We start from the raw sequence: 20,051 nt of genomic DNA on the forward strand, positions 1-20,051 counted from the left end.
TCGTGCCGGGAGCATAGGCGCAGGGCTTGCGCTGCAAGCTTTTTTGCATACGTATTCATTGGTTCCGCCTGTCGGCCCGGCGGACGGCGGTCGCGGGTGCGTGGAATAGTCCGCGGGGCAAAGGGGGGCGGATGGCGCGCACGAGGTGGATCGCAAGCGGTGCCCTGTTCGCTTCCGCGCTGGCGGTGGCGGGGACGCCCGTGGGCCCGCTGCACGTGCCCTCGCCGGACTGGCGCGACCAGGTCCTGTACTTCCTGATGATCGATCGCTTCGACGACGCCGACCGCACCAACAGCGACCAGCACGCGGCTGAATACGATCCCGCGGACAACGCGAAATACAGCGGCGGCGACCTGCGCGGCGTGCAGCGCCGCCTCCCGTACATCCAGGGCCTGGGCTTCACCGCGGTGTGGATCACGCCGCCGGTGGCCAACCAGTGGTGGAACCCGCAGGCGCATTACGGCGGTTACCACGGCTACTGGGCGACGGACTTCAGCGCGATCGACGCGCACTTCGGCACCAAGGCGGATTACGCCAACCTGTCGAAGGCGTTGCACGGCGCGGGGATGTACCTCGTGCAGGACATCGTGGTGAACCACACCGCGAACTACCTGCGGTACGACAAGACGTGGACGGCAAGCGATCCGGCAAGGGGCGTCGACTTCGTGCGCGACACGCAAGGCCGCACCGCGCCGGTGCAGTCGCCGTTCGACCGCAACGACCCGCGCGATCCCGCGCAGGCGCGCGAGGCGATCTATCACTGGACGCCGGACATCGTCGATTTCGCCAACGAGACGCAACGCCTCACGTGGCAGCTCGCCGGCCTCGACGACATGGACACCGACAACCCGGTGGTGCGCGCCGCGTTGCGGAAGTCGTACGGCGACTGGATCCGCGAAGCGGGCGTGGATGCGTTCCGCGTCGACACCGCGCTCTACGTGCCGCCGGCGTTCTTCCAGGATTTCCTCGAGGCCGACGATCCGAAGGCACCCGGCGTGCTGCGCGTGGCGCGCGAAACCGGGCGCAAGGACTTCCACGTGTTCGGCGAAGCGTTCGCGATGGACAAGCCCTTCGACGACACGCAATCGAAGCGCATCGCGGCCTACATGCGGATGCCCGACGGCACGCCGTTGATGCCGGGCATGCTGGATTTCCCGTTGTATGCCACCGCGACCGATGTGTTCGCGCGCGGCGCGCCGACGGCGCAGCTCGGTGATCGCATCGCGCGGCGCATGCGGGACTTCGCCGATCCGTGGCGCATGGTGACCTTCATCGACAACCACGACGTCGATCGTTTCCTGTCCGCCGGCGACGAGGCCGGATTGAAACAGGCGTTGCTGATGCTGATGACGCTGCCGGGGATTCCGGCGGTGTGGCAGGGGACGGAGCAGGGCTTCACCGAACAGCGGGCGGCGATGTTCGCCGGTGGTTATGGATCGAACGGGCGCGATCACTTCGATGCGGAGGCGCCGCTCGCGCAATACCTCAAGCAGGTGATCGCGTTGCGGCGCAGCGACAAGGTGTTCTCGCGCGGGACGCCGAAGGTGGTGCGCGATAGTCCGGTCGGCCCCGGCGTGCTGGCGTACACGATGCGGGGCGCGGATGGCGACGCGCGCCTGGTGGTGTTCAACACCGCGGCGCATCCGGTGCTGGTGGACAACCTGGAGACAGGCGTCGCGGGAATCGACGAATGGCAGGCGATGTTCGCCCTGGGCGGCGCCCTGGGCGACCAGCCGGTGATCGATCGCCGCATGACGCTGGTGCTGCCGCCACGCTCGGCGTATGTCTGGAAGGAAGTCACGCGGGAGTCCTCCGCAATCTCCAACGCCGTGGTTCCGATGCTTGCGCCGCTGGACCGCGATCGCTTCGCCGGCGATTTCGACGTGCACGGAGCGTTGCCGGACGGCCTTGCGCCGACGGCGGTGCGCATCGTGGTGGACGACGACCTGGCGCACGCGATCCCGGTGACGCCCCGTGCATCGGCATGGACCGCGCGCATCGATACGAGCGCGATGCTCGATCCGGCAGTGCCGCACAGCGTGGTGGCGTGGGTGCCGGGCGGGGCGTCGGCGCGCCGGACCTTCCGCGTCGATCGCCAATGGGTGCGCGTCGCTTCCGTCGAAGATCCCCACGACGACGATGCTGGCCCCGACGGCCGTTACACCTATCCGTCCGACGCCAGCTACGCCCCGCGCCAGGGCGACATCGAACACGTGGACGTGTTCACCGCCGGCGCGTCGCTGAAGATCGTCGTGCGCATGCGCGCCATCTCGACGCCCTGGAATCCGCCGAACGGCTTCGACCACGTTGCGTTTTCGCTCTTCGTCGAGGTGCCGGGCGCAGGCGAGGGCGCGCGCGCCATGCCGCAGCAATTCGCCGAGCTGCCCGATGGCATGCGCTGGCACTACCGCGTGCGCGCGAACGGCTGGTCGAATGCGGCATTCACTTCGCACGGCGCGACCGCCACCGCGGACGGCACGCCCGCACCGGCGCCGAAGCTCGACGTCGACGCCGCCGTGCGCACCATCACCTTCACGATTCCCGCGTCCGCCCTCGGCCGCCCGCGCACCCTGCAGGGCGCGCGCGTGCACGTGACGACGTGGGACTACGACGGCGGGTACCGTGCGCTCGCACCGGTGGCCGGTCCGCATGCCTTCGGCGGCGGCGATCCGGCGCGCGATGCACGCATCCTCGATACCGTTGGCCCCATTCGTCTGCCATGACCATTTCGAACACCAGAGGGGAATCGATGCAATGAACACCACACCATCGGCCGTGGCCGCGCAGGAACAGCACGCGACCATCCGCGTGCTGCTGATTTCCGCGGCGGCCGCGCTGGGCGGCTTCCTCTTCGGCTTCGATACCGCCGTGATCAACGGCGCGGTCGATTCGATCCGCGGGGCGTTCGGCCTGAGTGCGGTCGCGACGGGCTTCGCCGTGTCGTGCGCGCTGCTCGGCTCCGCGCTCGGCGCGTGGTACGCCGGCCCGCTCGCCGATCGCTACGGGCGCGTGCAGACGATGCGCGTGGCGGCCGCGTTGCTCGCGGTGAGCGCGCTCGGCTCCGGCCTCGCGTTCGGCATGTGGGACCTGATCCTGTGGCGCATCGTGGGGGGCATCGGCGTCGGCGTCGCTTCGGTGATCGCGCCGACCTACATCGCCGAAGTCTCGCCGGCGCACGTGCGCGGGCGGCTCGGGTCGATGCAGCAGCTCGCGATCGTGCTCGGCATCTTCGTGGCATTGCTCAGCGACGCCTGGCTGGCGAACATCGCCGGCGGCGCGTCGCATCTGTTGTGGCTGGGCCAGGAAGCGTGGCGCTGGATGTTCCTCGTCGCCGTGGTGCCGGCGCTGGTCTACGGCGCGCTGGTGTTCGGCGTGCCGGAATCGCCGCGCCACCTCGTCGCCAAGGGCCGCATGGCCGAAGCGAAGGATGTGCTGCGCCAGGTGCTCGGCCTGCACAGCGATGCCGCGCTGGACGCGAAGGTCGAGGACATCCACCAGAGCCTGAAGACCGAAGCGCGCCCGGTGCTGCGCGACCTGCGCGGCCCGCGCATGGGCCTGCTGCCGATCGTGTGGGTGGGCATCCTGCTGTCGGTGTTCCAGCAGTTCGTCGGCATCAACGTGATCTTCTACTACTCGTCGACGTTGTGGCATTCGGTGGGCTTCAGCGAAGCCGATTCGTTCTCGATCACGGTGGCCACCTCGGTGGTCAACGTGCTGGTGACGCTGGTGGCGATTGCGCTGGTCGACAAGGTGGGGCGCAAGCCGTTGCTGCTGGTCGGTTCGGCGGGCATGGCGGTCACGCTGGGCGCGATGGCCGTGGCGTTCTCGCACGCGATCGGGAGCGGGGCGGACATCTCGTTGCCGGGCCACTGGGGCGTGATCGCGCTGATCGCCGCCAACCTCTACGTCGTGTTCTTCGGCCTGAGCTGGGGCCCGATGGTGTGGGTGTTGCTGGGCGAGATGTTCCCGAACCGCATCCGCGCGATCGCGCTAGCCGTCGCGGCCTCCGCGCAATGGCTGGCGAACTTCGCGATCACCGTGACGTTCCCGAGCCTGGCCGAGATGGGGCTGACGTTCGCCTATGGCCTGTACGCGGCGTTCGCGGTGATCTCGTACATCTTCGTCCTGCGCGCGGTGAAGGAGACCAAGGGCATGGAACTCGAGGACATGACGGGCTGATCAGCGCGGGAACGCCCACGTCAGGAATCCCGGCAGCATCGCCGCCCACGAGGTCTGGCGATGCCTGCCGCCTTCGAGCGGGACCACCTTGATTTCGCGCGCGCCCTTCGATCGCAGCAACGCGGCCAGGTCCTGCACGTCGTCGACGACATCGATGATGCCGTCGCCGTCGCGATCATCGGTTTCCTCGGCAGTGCCGGGCGCGAAGTACGCGCGGAACGAAGGCGGCGTCCTGCCGCGTTCGACCAGCATCGGGGCGATGCGCTGCGTCGGGTCCTTCGCCTCCGCGGGCAGCCAGAACGACGGCGAGAACGCGCCGACGCGGCCGAACACGTCGGGGTAGTTCCAGCCCAGCGAGAACGCGTTGATGCCGCCCAGCGACCAGCCGAGGATCGCGCGGCCTTCGGGCGTGCGCTGCGTGCTGAACTTGTCGTCGATGAACGGCACGAGCGTGTGCGCGACCCATTCCGAATACGCCTGCGCGTTGGCGCCGACCGCGCCGTACTTCGTGTTCGCGACGACGCTGTGCTTCGCGTTGCGATCGGCCAGCCCGTAGGCCGCCAGGCGATCCTTCGGCATGTGGATGGCGACGAGGAGGAACGGGCGGATCGCCTTGTCGCGGTCGAGGCGTTCGATGGTCGGCAGTGCGTCGACGGCGACGAGGTCCTGGCCATCGTCGAAATACAGCACCGGATAGCGCTGCCGTGCGTCGTAGCCGCGGGGCAGTTGCACGTCGACGGTGATGGGTTCTTCGTCCTTCAACGTCGCGGACAACTGGTAGGTGCGCAGCGCGGGCAGGGCGCTCTCGCCCTGCACGAACACGACGGCGGTGCGCGGCGGGATCGTGAAGCGGCCGGTCGCGCGGTCGAAGCGGGCGTCGCGGGCGCGCTTGTCGGTGGCGTCGGGGGCCAGGTGTACGGGGTGCAAGGTCCACGGTTCACCGTGGGAATCCGGCAACACCACGCTGCGGGCTTCCGTCGCGGCGTTGAGGAAGTATTGGATCGCCGGATAGTTCGCACCGTCGAGCACGCGACCTTCCAGGCGGCCGGCGATCAGGTCCGGCGTGCCGGTGTCCGGGAAGCGCAGGCGCGCGCGGACTTCATCGGTCGTGGGCAGCGAGAACAACGCGCTGCCCGAGCGGATGCGCAGCAGGTCGCGGAACGCATCCCGCATCCACGCGATGTCCGCAGGCGCGGGCTTGATGTGCGCCGCTTCGGCGAGCAGCGGCCGCATCGCGTCGTAATCCACGCCGTTGTCCTGCGCGGGCGGCAGGCCGATGCCGAAGCCGTTGTCCCGGTACGTCCAGTCGAGACGGTTGAACGCATCGCCGGAGTCGTAGCTGTTGCGATCCAGCGACTTCGACCGCAGCACATCGATGCCCGCGTGGTAGTACGCGGTGCCCTGGCTGAAGGCGACGACCGCGGCGCCGAGCAGCTGCACGCGCGCGCGTTCAGCGAGCGACGTGTCGCGCGGCAGCTTCCACGCGTTGATGTCGAACAGCGTCTGGTTGTCGTGGTTCTCGACGTAGTTGACGACCTCGCTCGGCTGCGTGGCGTAGCCGGCGGGCTGGCCGTTGTAGTCCACCTTCGACAGCGGCGTGCCGGACGGGAGTTCGTAATCCTTCAACGTGCCTGCGAGGCCGACGCGCACCAGGTCGGCGCTGCGTGCATCCGCGCCGCCACTGATCCAGCCCTTCGCCTCCGCGAGCGCAGGCGCGTGGTCGCCGGGCCCGCCGCCGCGCACCGCGTCGCGCGCGCGATCGCTGAAGGTGCCGATGCCCGTGCCGCCCAGCGACAGCTGCGAGGCCTGCACGAAGCGCTTGCCGTCCGCCACTTCGCCGAAGTTCCAGCCTTCTCCGATCAGCGGGATGTCGCGGCCCGTGGCGGCCTTCAACGCGCGCTGCAGGTCTTCCATCACGGCGCGCGGCTGGTGGCCCATCAGGTCGAAGCGGAACGAATCGATGTGGTAATCGCGCGCCCATTGCACGACCGAATCGCGCATCAGCTTCGCCATCATCCGGTGTTCGGTGGCGGTGTTGGCGCAGCAGGTGGAATTGGCGACGGCGCCGTTCGCGTCGAGGCGGTGGTAGTAGCCGGGGACGATGCGGTCGAGCACCGAATTCGCGGCCTGGCCCGATGCCGTGGTGTGGTTGTAGACGACGTCCATGCCGACCCGCAGGCCGATGGCGTGCAGCGCTTTTACCATGGCGCGGAATTCGCGCACGCGCGTGTCGCCGTCGGGATCGGTCGCGTAACTGCCCTCGGGCGCATTGAAGTGGAACGGTTCGTAGCCCCAGTTGAAGCAATCGTGGGCCTTGTCGCCCTTCGGATCGCAGTGGCGCTCGGGCACGGAAGCGAAATCGAACACCGGCAGCAGGTGCACGTCGGTCACGCCCGCGTCGGCGAGCGCGCGCAGGTGGCGCATGCCGTTGGACTGCGTGTCGGTGAAGGCGAGGTACTTGCCGCGGTGTGCGGCGGGCACGCTGGGATCGTCGCGGGAGAAGTCGCGGACGTGGAGTTCGTAGATGACGCTGGTGCGCGGCGACGGCGCGTGGTCGCCGTGCCACCCGGCGTCGTCGTCCACTTCCGTGCGCGCGACGAAACTGCGCGCGCCGTCGGCGGCCAGCGCATCCGAATATGGATCGGTGACGCGGTTGCGCACCAGGCCGACGCCGGGCACGTCGACGTCGACGAGGAAGAGGTAATAGCGCGGCCCGGGAATCATCGACACGGTGGTCGACCACACGCCGCTCGCGGGGTCGCGCACCATCGGGACGCGCGAACGCGATGCGCCACGCGGCGTGTCGTACAGGCATAGCGCGACGGTGCGGGCCGTCGGCGCCCAGAGGGCGAAGGGGATGCTGTCGTAGGCGAGGTCGTGCGTGCCGAGGACGACCTTGTCCGCGGCGTCGGCGTAGAGCGCGTCGAGGGCGCCGGGGGTTTGCAGGTGCGTGCGGTCGGTGACGTGGCCGCGGGCGTCGAGGCGTTCGATGACCACGTCGTTGCGCAGCAACGCACGGACGTTGGTGTTGGTGGGGACGCGGAGGTGCGGGCCTTCGCCGATGAATTTGAAGGCGTCGGGGAGGGGTGTGTTGTCCGGCGTTAGCGGGATGGGGGCGCGGCCTGGCGTGGCGAGGCGATAGCTCGCGGAAAGGACCCCCCCTCCCGGCCTCCCCCTGCCTTCGCAGGGGGGAGGAGTAAGCGGGGTTGGCCAGGCGATCGATTGCGCGTCCAGCCAATATGCGCGGGCGTCAGTGGCTTTCGACGCCGCAGGCGCCAGCACCGTAGACGGCGCAGGGTTATCGCAATCGGCTTGCGTGGGCTGCCCCGCGAACGCCGGCGCGGCGCACACGCACGCCACGCCCAACGCAATGAAGCGCTTCACGCTTGCGCGTACAGCACGCCGCGCGCCGGCAACACCAGGCGTCCGTTGCGGATCGCACCGGCGTCCACGCCCGGCGCTTCGATCGGTGTCGCATCCGCGTGCTTCGGCAGCGTCCATTCGACCCCGGCATCCGACAGGTTGAAGGCCACCAGCATCGCGCGATCGCCGTGACGACGCACGAACGCCAGGATCGGCTCCGGGGCGTCGAGGAATTCGATGTCGCCTTCCACCAGCGCCTGCTGCGCCTTGCGCCACTGCAGGAACGCGCGCGTGGCATTCAGCACGGACGCCGCATTGGCGTCCTGCGCGTCCACGCTCTGCGCCAGGTGTTCGGGCGCGACCGGCAACCACGGCGTGCCGTCGGTGAAGCCCGCCTTGGCGTCGTCGCGCCACGGCATCGGCGTGCGGCAACCGTCGCGGCCCTTGAAGTTCGGCCAGAACGCGATGCCGTAGGGATCCTGCAGCGCTTCGAACGGGACATCGGCTTCGGTCAGCCCCAGTTCTTCGCCCTGGTACAGGCACACCGAGCCGCGCAGCGAACACACCAGCGCGACGAGTTGCTTGGCCAGCGCATCGTCGGCGCGACCGTTGCCCCAGCGCGTGACCGCGCGGACGACGTCGTGGTTGGAAATCGCCCAGCACGGCCAGCCGTGCGGCATGCGCGCTTCGAGCGTCTCCACCGTCATGCGGATGTAGGCCGCGCTCCTGTCGTCGGTGAGCAGTTCGAAGCTGTAGCCCATGTGCAGGCGCGCGTCGCCGACGTATTCGGCCATCGTGGCCAGCGAGTCTTCGGACGAGATCTCGCCCAGCGACGTCGCACCCGGGTACTGGTTGAGCAACGCGCGCAGGTCTTCGAGGAAGCGCAGGTTTTCCGGCTGCGTGTTGTTGAACCAGTGGTACTGGAACGCATACGGGTTGTCGGCGCTGAAGCCGCGGCCGGTGCGCAGTTCCGCCGGCTTGGGCGGGTTGTCCCGCAGTTGCCGGTCGTGGAAGCAGAAGTTGATCGCGTCCAGGCGCAGGCCATCCACGCCGCGCTCCAGCCAGAACTTCACGTTCTCCAGCGTCGCGGCCTGCACCGCCGGGTTGTGGAAATTGAGGTCCGGCTGCGAGGCGAGGAAGTTGTGCAGGAAATACTGGCCGCGGCGCGGCTCCCAGCGCCACGCCACGCCGCCGAAGATCGACAGCCAGTTGTTGGGCGGCGTGCCGTCGGGGCGCGCGTCGGCCCACACGTACCAGTCGGCCTTGGGGTTGTCGCGCGAGGCGCGGCTTTCGGTGAACCAGTCGTGTTCGATCGACGTGTGGCTGAGCACCTGGTCGATCATCACGCGCACGCCGAGCGCGTGCGCCTTCGCGAGCAGGCGATCGAAGTCTTCCAGGGTGCCGAACAAGGGATCGACCGCGCGGTAATCGGCGATGTCGTAGCCGAAGTCCGCCATCGGCGACTTGAAGAACGGGGAAATCCAGATCGCGTCGACGCCGAGGCTGGCGATGTAGTCCAGTTTCTCGAGGACGCCGGGCAGGTCGCCCACGCCATCGCCGTCCGTGTCCCGGAAGCTGCGCGGGTAGACCTGGTAGATCACCGCGCCACGCCACCAGCGAATGTTGTCCATGCGTTCCCTCGGCAAGCCCCGCGCCGCGAACTGCCGCGGTGCGTGGGGGCATGATTCCATCGGCGCGTGCGCCACCGGCATGAATACGTTTGCAATCGACGCGGCGCAAACCGGCCCGATGACACCATGGCCCGCGGCCCGGTCCGGGCCTTCGCGCGGGACGGGCATGCGGCAAGGCAATTCGATGGCGGGCACGTTGCTGGCGTGCGGGGCGCTCGCGGGCGCGCTGCTGGCCACGGCGGTGCTCGCCGACACGGTGGCGGCCTCCGATGCATCCGCGCCCGTGGAATGGCAGGACAGCGTGGCGTGGCAAGGCCAGCAGGCAAGCGTGAAGGTGCGGAAGGACGGTGGGTTCGTGCTTGCGTTCCCCGGCGGCCGGCGCGAGATCGCGCCGCAGCCGATGCGCACGGCGACGGCGAGCCCGTTGTTCGACGGCCTGTTCGCCATGGCGCAGGCCGAGCTGGCGCAGGACAAGGTGGACGCGATCACCGACTGGTCCTTCAACGACCAGAAGCCGTACCCGTGCGTGTGTTTCGAAACCGGCGAGAAGTGGCACTACGTCTGGACGCGCGACCTGTCGTACGCGGCGGACCTGGCGCTGGCGCGCCTGGACCCGGAACGCACGAAGACGTCGTTGCGCTTCAAGTTGTCGGAGATGCGCAATCCGAAGGTGTCGCAGGGGCTCGTGGTGGCGCAGGACACGGGGTCGGGCGGCAGCTGGCCGATCAGCACCGATCGCGTGGTGTGGTTCCTCGCGGCGCGGCACCTGCTGGGCGATCCGCAGTTCAAGGACGAGACCTGGCGCGCGCTGAAGAACACGTTGGCCCAGGACGACCTGTATGCGTGGGACCCGGAGATGCAGCTGTACCGGGGCGAGACGTCGTTCCTCGACTGGCGCGAGCAGAACTACCCGGCCTGGACGGCGAAGGACACGACGTGGATCGCGCAGTCGTTCGCGCTGTCGACCAACGTGTTGCATTACGAGGCGTTGCGGTTGGCGGCGACGATGGCGCCGGCCGACGAACAGGCGTCGTACGCCGATCGCGCGAAGCGTTTGCGCAAGGCGATCAACGCGCGGTTCTGGCGCGAGGACCGGGGCCTGTACATGAGCTACCTCGGCCCGTGGTTCCACGACGCCGCGGTCGAAAGCTACGACCTGCTGGGGACGTCGCTGGCGGTGACCTCCGGTGTTGCGCCGCCCGATCGCGCCCGACGCGCGATCGAACGCTATCCGGTTTCGGCCGCGGGCAGCCCGGTCATCTGGCCGCAACAGCCGGAGACCGCGATCTACCACAACCGCGCGATCTGGCCGTTCGTGAGCGCGTACGCGCTGCGTGCGGCGCGCACGACGGGCAACACCGAGCGCATCGCCTTCGAAGTGCAATCGATCATGCGCGGTGCCGCACTGGCCGGATCGAACATGGAGAACTACGAGCTCACCACGCAGGCCGTGCATTTCGAGGACGGCAAGCTGAGCGGGCCGGTCGTGAATTCCCCGCGGCAGCTGTGGTCCGTCGCGGCGTACCTGGACATGGTGCAGCGCGGGGTCTTCGGGCTGGAGGACGATGGCAGCGTGAAGCCGATGATCCCCGCGCAGCTCGTGCCGATGCTGTTCGGCGAACGGTCGGAGATCGTGCTGCAGACGGCGGACCGGCGCATCGTGTTGCGCAAGCCGGACGGCGTCGCGGGCGGCGTGCTGGTGGCGGGCGCGCGGCACGATGCAGGCCGCGACACCATCGTCGCGCTCGCGTGGCAGGCCGGCAGCGGCGTGCGCTTGTCGCGCAATGGCGCAGCGATGGCCCCGTCGACGCCTGCGGCCCCGGTGATCGAACGCGACGGCAATGCATGGAAAACGGAACTGGGCGCAGGCGTGCGCCTGTACTCCGACGGGTGGATCATCGATGACGGCGAAGGCCCGGCGCATCGCTTCCGGATGGCGCAGCCGCCTTCGATCCGCCACTGCTACACCGTGACCAACGTCGGGCCGGATGCCGTGGAATCACTGCCTTCGCCCACGACGTGCATCGGGCCGTCGCAGCGCGTGGCGGGTGCATTCCCGCGCGCCTGGACCCCGCCACGCGCGGGCCGCTACATCGCCACCTTCCGCTACCGCAACGCCAACGGCCCGATCAACACCGGCATCACCGCAGCGGTGAAACGCCTCGTGCTGCAGTGCGGCGACGCGCCTGCGCAAACGGGCCCCATCGTCATGCCGCACCGCGAAGGCGAGGGCGATTCGACGTCCTGGACGTACACCGCGAAGGCCGGCGTACCATGCCGCTTCACCCTGCATGACGGCACGAACATGAGCGACCTCGCACACTTCGTCCACTACACCGGCGGCAAGGGCGGCGCGGGCGGGCCGTTGAACGACGCCGAAGTCGGCGACCTGATCCTCGATCCCACGCACTGATCCCGACGGATGACACGATGACCGACACGCCCGCGACCGCGAAACCGACGCTCACGTTCTGGCAGATCTGGAACATGTGCTTCGGCTTCCTCGGCATCCAGTTCGGCTTCGCGCTGCAGAACGCGAACGTCAGCCGGATCTTCCAGACGCTCGGCGCGTCGATGGACGACATCCCGGTGCTGTGGATCGCCGCGCCTTTGACGGGGCTGATCGTGCAGCCGATCGTCGGGTACCTCTCGGATCGCACGTGGACGGGGCTCGGGCGCCGGCGCCCGTATTTCCTCGTCGGCGCAGTGCTCGCGTCGCTCGCGTTGTTCTTCATGCCGAACTCGCCGGCGTTGTGGGTCGCGGCCGGCCTGCTGTGGATGCTGGACGCGTCGATCAACATTTCGATGGAACCGTTCCGCGCCTTCGTCGGCGACCAGCTGCCGGTGCGCCAGCGCGCCAGCGGGTACGCGATGCAGAGTTTCTTCATCGGCGTGGGCTCGGTGGTCGCGAGCATGCTGCCGTGGTTGCTGGAAAAGGCGGGCGTGGCGAACACGGCGGCGGAAGGACAGGTGCCCGATACCGTGCGCTACGCGTTCTACCTGGGCGGCGCGGTGTTGCTGGGCGCGATCGCGTGGACCGTGCTGCGCACGCGCGAATATCCGCCGGAAAACCTCCAGGCCTGGGATGAGGCGCCGCCGATCCCGCCGCGCGACCTCGATCGTGCACGCATGCGCCGCAGTGCGCTGGTGTGGCTGGGGATCGGCGCGGCGTTCACCGTGCTCGTCGCGACGCAGGGCTGGGCGCGCGAGTTGTACATCCTCGGCGGGCTCGTCGGTGGCTACGGCGTGCTGCTGCTCGTGCGCACGGGCCTGCAACGCGTGGGCGGTTTCGCGGAAGTGATGGACGATCTGTACGCGATGCCCTCGACCATGCGACAGCTCGCGGTCGTGCAGTTCTTCTCGTGGTTCGCCCTGTTCGCGATGTGGATCTTCACCACGGGCGCGGTGACGCAGGTGCATTTCGGCAGCACGGACACCACGTCGGCGGCATACAACGAGGGCGCGAACTGGGTGGGCGTGCTGTTCGCGGCCTACAACGGGTTCGCGGCGCTGGCGGCGATCGTGATTCCCTTCATGGTGAAGCGCTGGGGCCTGCGCACGTCGCACCTGATCAACGCGGTGCTGGGCGGGGTGGGCTTGTTGTCGATCGCGGTGATCCGCGATCCGAAGTGGCTGCTGCTGTCGATGGTGGGCGTCGGGTTCGCCTGGGCGTCGATCCTGTCGCTGCCGTATGCGTTGCTCTCCGATTGCCTGCCGGCGAAAAAAATGGGCGTGTACATGGGCATCTTCAATTTCTTCATCGTGATCCCGCAGCTGGTGGCGGCAAGCCTGCTCGGGTTGCTGCTGCACCTGTTCTTCGGCAACCAGCCGATCTATGCGCTGGTGATCGGCGGGGTGAGTCTGATCGTCGCGGGGTTGTGCGTGTTGCGGGTGCGCGAACCGATGGTGCGTGGTGTTGCGGCGGTGGCGCCGTGAGCCGCGCTCGCCTTCGGGATGCATGGATTCCCGCTTTCGCGGGAATGACGAGCGTCCTGCTCGCCGGCTGCACCGCGCCTGCGCCGCCGCCTGCACCGAAGCAGGAAGCGAAGGCGCTTGCGCCCGCCGCCACCGAGTATTACGGCACCACCGAACCGCTCGCCGCCGATGCGGTGTACTTCGTCCTCACCGATCGCTTCGTCAACGGCGACAAGTCCAACGACTTCCGCAAGCAGGGCGGGGGTGCCGCGACGCACACGTTCGATCGCCCGACGCCGGGCGCGCCTCCGGGCCGCAGCGACAACGTCGGTTACCTCGGCGGCGATTTCAAAGGCCTCCTCGACAACGCGCAGTACATCAAGGACATGGGCTTCGGCGCGGTGTGGCTGAGCCCCATCGTCGACCAGCCGGACGAAGCGTTCACCGGCGGCGAGCCGGTGAAGTGGGGCGGCATGTGGACCGATCGCGGCAAGACCGGTTACCACGGCTACTGGGGCGTGAATTTCTACAAGCTCGACGAACACCTGCCGAGCGCGGGCCTGGATTTCCGCGGGCTCACGAAGGGCCTGAAGGCGCATGGGTTGAAGACGGTGCTCGACATCGTGCTCAACCACGGCTCGCCCGCGTTCTCGATGCCGAAGCCGCAGCCCAAGTTCGGCAAGATCTACGACAAGGACGGCAAGCTCATCGCCGACCACATGAACCTGCCGCCGGACAAGCTGGATCCGAAGAACCCGCTCAACGCGTTCTACAACACGAAGGGCGGCCTGGCGCAGCTGTCGGACATCAACGAGAACGACCCGCGCGTGCTGCCCTATTTCCTCGGCGCCTACGAGCAGTGGATCGAGCAGGGCGCCGATGCCTTCCGCATCGATACGATCGGGTGGATGCCCAATCCTTTCTGGCACCAGTTCACCACGCGCATCCGCGAGAAGCATCCGGGCTTCTTCATGTTCGGCGAGGCGTTCGATTACGACGCCAACAAGATCGCCGAACACACCTGGCCGGAGAACGCGGGCGTGAGCGTGCTGGACTTCCCGCTGAAGGAACGCGTGAGCGCCGTCTTCGGCAAGGAAGGTGGCGGGTTCGAGAAGATCGCCGAGCGCCTGTACCTCACCGATGGCCCGTACACCAACCCGTACGAGCTGATGACGTTCTACGACAACCACGACATGGCGCGCATGGACGCGACCGACGATGGGTTCGTCGATGCGAACAACTTCCTGTTCACCGCGCGCGGGATCCCGGTGATCTATTACGGTTCCGAGAGCGGCTTCGAGCGCGGGACGGGGGAGCATTCGGGCAACCGCAACTACTTCGGCCAGGCGGGCATCGATGCCGCGCAGAAGGGCCGCATCTACGCGCAGCTCAAGCGCATCGCGATGTTGCGTGCGAAGACGCCGGCGTTGCAGCGCGGCCTGCAGCTTGATGTCGAAATGCAGGGCGATCGCGCCGCGTTCTATCGCGTGCTGCAGCAGGGCGACGTGCACCAGATCGTGCTGGTGCTGCTGAACAAGGGCGGCGCACCGCAGGTGTTCGAAGTGAAGAACACGCTGCAGGCCGGGCGTTGGTTGCAGCCGCTGGGGGGCGATGCCGTCGACGTGGCCCGCGGTGGCACCCTGAAAGCGACCGTGGCGCCGCACGATGTCGCGGTGTACGTGCTCGATGCGCCGGTGACCGATGTGGCGTTGAAGTCGGAACTGGACCGGACGATGGCGCGGGCGCGGCGGCACGTGGCGCAGTAAACGCCACCGTTGATCGTGACCCACGTCGGCAACCTCCCATCCCGGGGATGGCGCGCGTGCGCGGCGGCATGCTCCACTAGCGGCATCACTCGATGCGGCAGGGTTTGCGATGTTCAAGCGCTTGACGGATTTGCTGAAGCCGAAGGCCCCGGAGGCACCGGGCCAGGCCGTTCCGCCCGTGGCGATGCAGGACGATGACGATGCATCCACGCCGATCGATCCGGAGCAGCTGGAAATCGTCGCGATGGCGTTCGAAGGCCCGATGTGGGGCTACGGCTTGCGTGCGCCCGCGTGGCTGCTGCCCGCCAAGCCGGACGATGCGAAGCGCGTGCTGTTCCTCAGCTTCGCCAAGGCGATGGGCGCGGACGAACAGGCAGAGAAGCAACGCACCGACGCCGTCGGCCAGCTGACGCGCGCACTGCCGCTGTACCTGGCCGAGGCCGTGCACGAATGGACGGCGCATCGCAGCCTCACGCAGATCCCGATCGTGCCCGGCGGCGGGCCGGTGGTGTTCGGCGATGGCGGGCGCGACGAAGACACCGTCGCGCAGGCCGCCGAGCACGGCGACTACATGGTGCTCGGCACGATCGACGACGCCGACGAGCGCTGGCGCATCCAGTGCCGCGTGTGGCAGGTCTCGCCGGCGAAGCTGCTGGGCATCGAGGAAATCGACACGACGCCGGAGCACCTCGGCGCCGACGTGCTGGACCTCGAGCAGCGCGTGCTGTCGTACTTCGGTCCGCTGCATGCGCAGCCGCACGACGCGCTGTATCGCCGCATGCCGGGCGAAGCGATGGGCCCGTATCTCACCGCACTCGCGCAACACCTGTTGCTCAGCATGCTCGTCAGCGGGCAGGTGACGCGCGAGGACGTGTGGGGCGAGCGCAACATGATCGAGTGGCCGCTGCACATGGCGCTGGAATGGCCGCAGTCGCCGTTGCCGGCGCTGCTGTACCTCGCGGGGTTGTCGCAGTCGACGCGGTCGGCTTCGCCGGTGCTGCTGGATTTCGAACAGCGCACGCTGCATTGGTGGGCGAAGGCCGGCGGCGTCGAACCGCTGTCGCACCTGGCGCCGCTGGTGTGGCGCGCGTTCGGCATGGAAGAACTCGATCGCGCGCTCGCGCAATGCGACGCGACGCCCGCGGGCGATGCCTATTGCGACTGGTTGCGCCGGGTGGCGGGCGTCGAGGCGCAGGGCTGACCGTGCCCTGGCTCATCACCAAGTACCTGCTCACCGCGCTCGTCGTCGTCGGTGTGTCCGAGGCCGCCAAGCGCAGCGACAAGCTCGGCGGATTCATCGCGGCCCTGCCGCTGGTGACCTTCCTCGCGCTGGTGTGGCTGTACGTCGAGAAGCAGCCGGAAACGAAGATCGCCAACCACGCCTGGTACACGTTCTGGTACGTGGTGCCCACGCTGCCGATGTTCCTGGCGTTCCCGTGGCTGCTGCCGCGCATCGGGTTCTGGCCGACGCTCGCGGCCAGCGCGGTGATCACGGTGGTGTGCTTCGGCGTGTTCGCGTGGGCCGTCAAGCCGTTCGGGATCGACCTGCTGCCCTGATCCGCGCGCTCGCGCGGACCAGGCCCCAGGCGTCGCTCAGTACTTCTGCTTCACCTTCTTCGCCGGCGTCCCGCGCGGCGGAGGCGGCATCACGCCTTTCTCCTCCACCAGGCGGAAGTCGATCTTCCGGTCTTCCACGCTCGCCTTCAGCACCACGATGTCCGCGCGGTCGCCCAGGCGGAACTCGCGCCCGGTGCGTTCGCCCTTGAGCGTCTTCCGGATCGGGTCGAAGTGGTAGTAGTCGTTCGGCAGCTGCGTCACGTGCACCAGGCCGTTGACCTTCGAATCATCCAGTTCGATGAACAAGCCGAAGCTGGTGACGCCGCTGATCGTGCCGCTGAACTGCCCGCCCACGTGCTGTTCCATCCACGCGGCGCGGTAGCGCTCGTCGACCTCGCGCTCGGCTTCGTCGGCACGGCGTTCGCGTTCCGAACACTGCAGGCACAGCGCGGCCATCACGTGGTCGCTGTAGAGATAGTTGGTGGCGGTGCCGCCCATCAGCGCATGCTTGATCGCGCGATGCAGCAGCAGGTCGGGATAGCGGCGGATCGGCGAGGTGAAGTGCCCGTACGCCTCCAGCGCCAGCCCGAAGTGGCCCAGGTTCTCGTGCGCGTACACCGCCATCGACTGGCTGCGCAGCAGCACGGACTCCAGCAACGTCGCGTCCGGCCGTTCGCGGATCTTCTTCAGCAGCGCGGTGAAATCGCGCGGCTCCACCTTTGCCCACGGCGGCATCTTGAGCTTGAATTCCTTCAGGAACTCCAGCAGGTCCGTGTACTTGGCTTCCGGCGGCTTGTCGTGCACGCGGAACGGCGCGGGGATCTTCTTCTTCAGCACGTAGCGCGCGGCTTCCACGTTCGCCGCGATCATGCATTCCTCGATCAGCATGTGCGCGTCGTTGCGCTGGATCATGCCGGCCTGCGTGACCTCGCCCTGCGGGCCGAGCACGAAGCGCACTTCGGAGGATTCGAACTCGATCGCGCCGCGCTTGGTGCGCGCCTTCTTCAGCACGTGGAAGAGCTGGTGCAGGCGCTGGATCTGCGGCAGCAGCGAGCCGATGCGCTGCAGCGCGTCCTCGCGGTGTTCCGGCAGCGCCGCCTCGTCCACCGCGTTCCAGACCTGGGTGTAGGTCAGGCGCGCGTGCGAGTTCATCACCGCTTCGTAGAACTTGGACTTGGTGACCACGCCCTCGCGGTCGATGTGCATGTCGCACACGAAGCACATGCGGTCGACGTTGGGCATCAGCGAGCAGATGCCGTTCGACAACGTTTCCGGCAGCATCGGCACGACGAAGCCTGGGAAGTACACCGACGTCGCGCGCAGTTGCGCTTCATCGTCCAGCGGCGTGCCTGGCTTGACGTAATTCGAAACGTCCGCGATCGCGACGATCAGGCGGAAGCCGTCGCGCGTAGGTTCGGCGTACACCGCGTCGTCGAAGTCCTTCGCGTCTTCGCCATCGATGGTGACGAGGGGCAGCTGGCGCAGGTCGACGCGGCCTTCGATCATCGACGGCTCGACCACCAGCGGCACGGCGGTCGCTTCAGCGAGGACCTCCGGCGGGAATTCATCCGGGATCTCGTGCGCGTGGATGGCGGCTTTCACCGCGAGCGACGCGGTGAGCTTGTCGCCGAGCACCGCGAGCACCTTGCCGATCGGCGGGCGCTGCGCATCCTGCGCGTGCACGATTTCCGCGACGACCAGCTGGCCGGTCTTCGCATCGCTGCTTTCGCCCGGCGGGATCAGCACGTTGCGCTGGATGCGGCGATCGTCCGGCACGACGTAGCTGATGCCGGCTTCCACGGTGTAACGGCCGATCAGGCGCGTGAGGCGACGCTCCAGCACTTCGACGATCGCGCCTTCGCGGCGACCGCGGCGATCCATGCCGGTGACGGACGCGAGCACGCGATCGCCATGCATCACCTTGCGCATTTCGTTGGGCGGCAGGAAGAGGTCGTCGCCCTGGCCTTTTTCGGGACGCAGGAAACCGAAGCCTTCCGGATTCGCGATCACCACGCCGGGGATCAGGTCGAGGCGTTCGGCAGGCGCGTACGCGCCCTTGCGGTTCTGCAGCAGCTGTCCGTCGCGCACCATTGCGCCGAGGCGCTTGGCCAATGCATCGAAGCGATCGGGTTCGGTGAGCGCGAGCTTGACCGCCAGTTCCTGCGCGTCCATCGGGCCTTCGTTGGCCTCCAGGATGCGCAGCAGCATTTCGCGGCTGGCGATGGGTTGTTCGTAGCGCGCGGCTTCGCGGGCATGGTTCGGGTCGCGGCTGGGGGCGGCGCGGGCGGGGGCTTTCGGACCACCGGGGCGGGGCTCGGGCATCCAGCCGGGACGCTGTGCCGCCTTGTGCCGCGGGCCGCCGGTCTTGGCGCCGGGGGCGCCGCCTTTTGCGGGACCGCGGGATTTCGTGGGGGTCGCGCCGGGCGGGGTCGCGGACTTGCCGCGGCTGCCGCCGCGCTTGCTGGGGTGTTTGGCCATGGCGCGCATGGTCGCACGCCTGTTCATGGGCGCACCGTCAACGCCGGACACCCTCGCTACCGGCCTTCACGCGGGGTAACCCCTCTGTCATCCTCCGGCCCATGCCGAAAAAGACCAAGGCCACCTCCGTCGACATCGCGTACCGCGCCGGCGTTTCGCAGGCGACGGTGTCGCGCGTGTTGCGCGGGAGTCCGCTGGTCAACATCGAGACGCGCAAGCGGGTGGAAGCGGTGGCGCGCGAACTCAACTACAAGGTCGACCGGCACGCTTCCAGTTTGCGGACGCAGAGGTCGGGGACGTTGGCGTTGCTGCTGTTCGAGGATCCGACGCCGGATGATTCGCACATCAATCCGTTTTTCCTTTCGATGCTGGGGTCGATCACGCGTGCGTGCGCGAAGCACGGGCATGACTTGCTGGTGAGTTTCCAGCAGCTGTCCGACGACTGGCATGCGGATTACGAGAACAGCATGAAGGCGGATGGGTTGATCCTGCTGGGGTACGGGGATTACCTGGCTTACCAGAGCACGCTGGAGCAGCTGGTCGACCAGGGGACGCATTTCGTGCGCTGGGGGGCGGTGTTGCCGGGGCAGCCGGGGGTTTCCATTGGCTGCGACAACTTCCATGGTGGGCAGTTGGTGGGCGAACACTTGTATGCGCTGGGGCGGCGGCAGGTGGCGTTCCTCGGGGATGCGTCCAATCGCTATCCGGAATTCTTTGCGCGCTACCGGGGGTGCGGGGTGGCGCTGCACGATTGGCACGTGACGATGGATCCGTCGTTGCAGGTGGATGCGGAGAGTTCGGAAGAGGCGGGGTATGCGGCGGCGCAGACGTTGTTGGCGCGCGGGAAACCTTTTGACGCGGTGTTTGCGGCCAGCGATTTGATTGCGATTGGGGCGATGCGGGCGTTGACGGAGTCTGGGTTGCGGGTGCCGGAAGACGTGAGCGTCGTGGGGTTCGACGATATTCCGATGGCGCGGTTTGCCAATCCGGCGTTGACGACGGTGTACCAGAACACGACGCGGGCGGGCGAGCTGCTGGTCGAGGCGTTGTTGAAGCAGATTCGGGATGAGCCGATCGAGAGTCAGATGATTCCGGCGTCGTTGATCGTGCGGAAGTCGAGTGGGGCGGTATTCTCCGACATGTGACGGAACAACTGATGCGT

At 68.0% G+C, this 20,051-nt stretch carries 11 protein-coding genes; 8 read left to right on the plus strand and 3 right to left on the minus strand.

Annotated elements, in window-relative coordinates; translation table 11 throughout:
* Positions 1–131 precede the first annotated feature (131 nt).
* Both LYSCAS_RS11610 and LYSCAS_RS11615 read left to right on the plus strand, forming a co-directional pair.
* Positions 132–2,723, plus strand: coding sequence for an alpha-amylase family glycosyl hydrolase (locus LYSCAS_RS11610; RefSeq protein ID WP_213434198.1), 2,592 nt, complete (start codon positions 132–134; stop codon positions 2,721–2,723).
* A gap of 31 nt (positions 2,724–2,754) precedes the next feature.
* On the plus strand, positions 2,755–4,179 hold the full coding sequence (locus LYSCAS_RS11615; RefSeq protein WP_213434199.1) for a sugar porter family MFS transporter: 1,425 nt from the start codon (positions 2,755–2,757) through the stop codon (positions 4,177–4,179).
* Here LYSCAS_RS11615 and LYSCAS_RS11620 read toward each other — a convergent pair whose 3' ends face one another.
* Positions 4,180–7,563 (minus strand): alpha-1,6-glucosidase domain-containing protein, encoded by a 3,384-nt coding sequence (locus tag LYSCAS_RS11620; RefSeq protein ID WP_213434200.1) that lies wholly within the window; start codon positions 7,561–7,563, stop codon positions 4,180–4,182.
* Positions 7,560–9,173, minus strand: a complete 1,614-nt coding sequence (locus LYSCAS_RS11625) for an alpha-glucosidase family protein (protein WP_213434201.1) — start codon at positions 9,171–9,173, stop codon at positions 7,560–7,562. The genes LYSCAS_RS11620 and LYSCAS_RS11625 overlap by 4 nt, the downstream gene beginning before the upstream one ends.
* 166 nt (positions 9,174–9,339) lie before the next feature.
* Here LYSCAS_RS11625 and LYSCAS_RS11630 point away from each other — a divergent pair, with 166 nt between their 5' ends.
* The 5 genes from LYSCAS_RS11630 (at position 9,340) to LYSCAS_RS11650 (ending at position 16,411) form a co-directional block, all read left to right on the plus strand.
* Entirely contained in the window at positions 9,340–11,586 is a 2,247-nt protein-coding gene (locus LYSCAS_RS11630) for an alpha-L-rhamnosidase-related protein (RefSeq protein ID WP_244858530.1), read from the plus strand.
* A 17-nt stretch (positions 11,587–11,603) separates the two neighbouring features.
* Positions 11,604–13,109 (plus strand): MFS transporter, encoded by a 1,506-nt coding sequence (locus LYSCAS_RS11635; protein ID WP_213434202.1) that lies wholly within the window; start codon positions 11,604–11,606, stop codon positions 13,107–13,109.
* Positions 13,110–13,153: 44 nt separating this feature from the next.
* Positions 13,154–14,854, plus strand: coding sequence for an alpha-amylase family glycosyl hydrolase (locus LYSCAS_RS11640; RefSeq protein ID WP_213434203.1), 1,701 nt, complete (start codon positions 13,154–13,156; stop codon positions 14,852–14,854).
* A 109-nt stretch (positions 14,855–14,963) separates the two neighbouring features.
* A complete protein-coding gene (locus LYSCAS_RS11645) occupies positions 14,964–16,055 on the plus strand; it encodes a hypothetical protein (RefSeq protein ID WP_213434204.1) in 1,092 nt (363 codons plus the stop codon).
* 2 nt (positions 16,056–16,057) lie between these two features.
* Entirely contained in the window at positions 16,058–16,411 is a 354-nt protein-coding gene (locus LYSCAS_RS11650) for a DUF3147 family protein (protein WP_213434205.1), read from the plus strand.
* A gap of 36 nt (positions 16,412–16,447) precedes the next feature.
* On the opposite strand, the gene rnr is transcribed toward LYSCAS_RS11650, so the two are convergent.
* Positions 16,448–18,889, minus strand: a complete 2,442-nt coding sequence (gene rnr / locus LYSCAS_RS11655; protein ID WP_244858531.1) for a ribonuclease R — start codon at positions 18,887–18,889, stop codon at positions 16,448–16,450.
* A gap of 101 nt (positions 18,890–18,990) precedes the next feature.
* On the opposite strand from rnr, the gene LYSCAS_RS11660 reads away from it, so the two are divergent.
* Positions 18,991–20,034 (plus strand): LacI family DNA-binding transcriptional regulator, encoded by a 1,044-nt coding sequence (locus tag LYSCAS_RS11660; protein ID WP_213434207.1) that lies wholly within the window; start codon positions 18,991–18,993, stop codon positions 20,032–20,034.
* Positions 20,035–20,051 lie beyond the last annotated feature (17 nt).

This window comes from Noviluteimonas caseinilytica, assembly GCF_018406605.1.
Lineage (GTDB): Bacteria > Pseudomonadota > Gammaproteobacteria > Xanthomonadales > Xanthomonadaceae > Noviluteimonas > Noviluteimonas caseinilytica.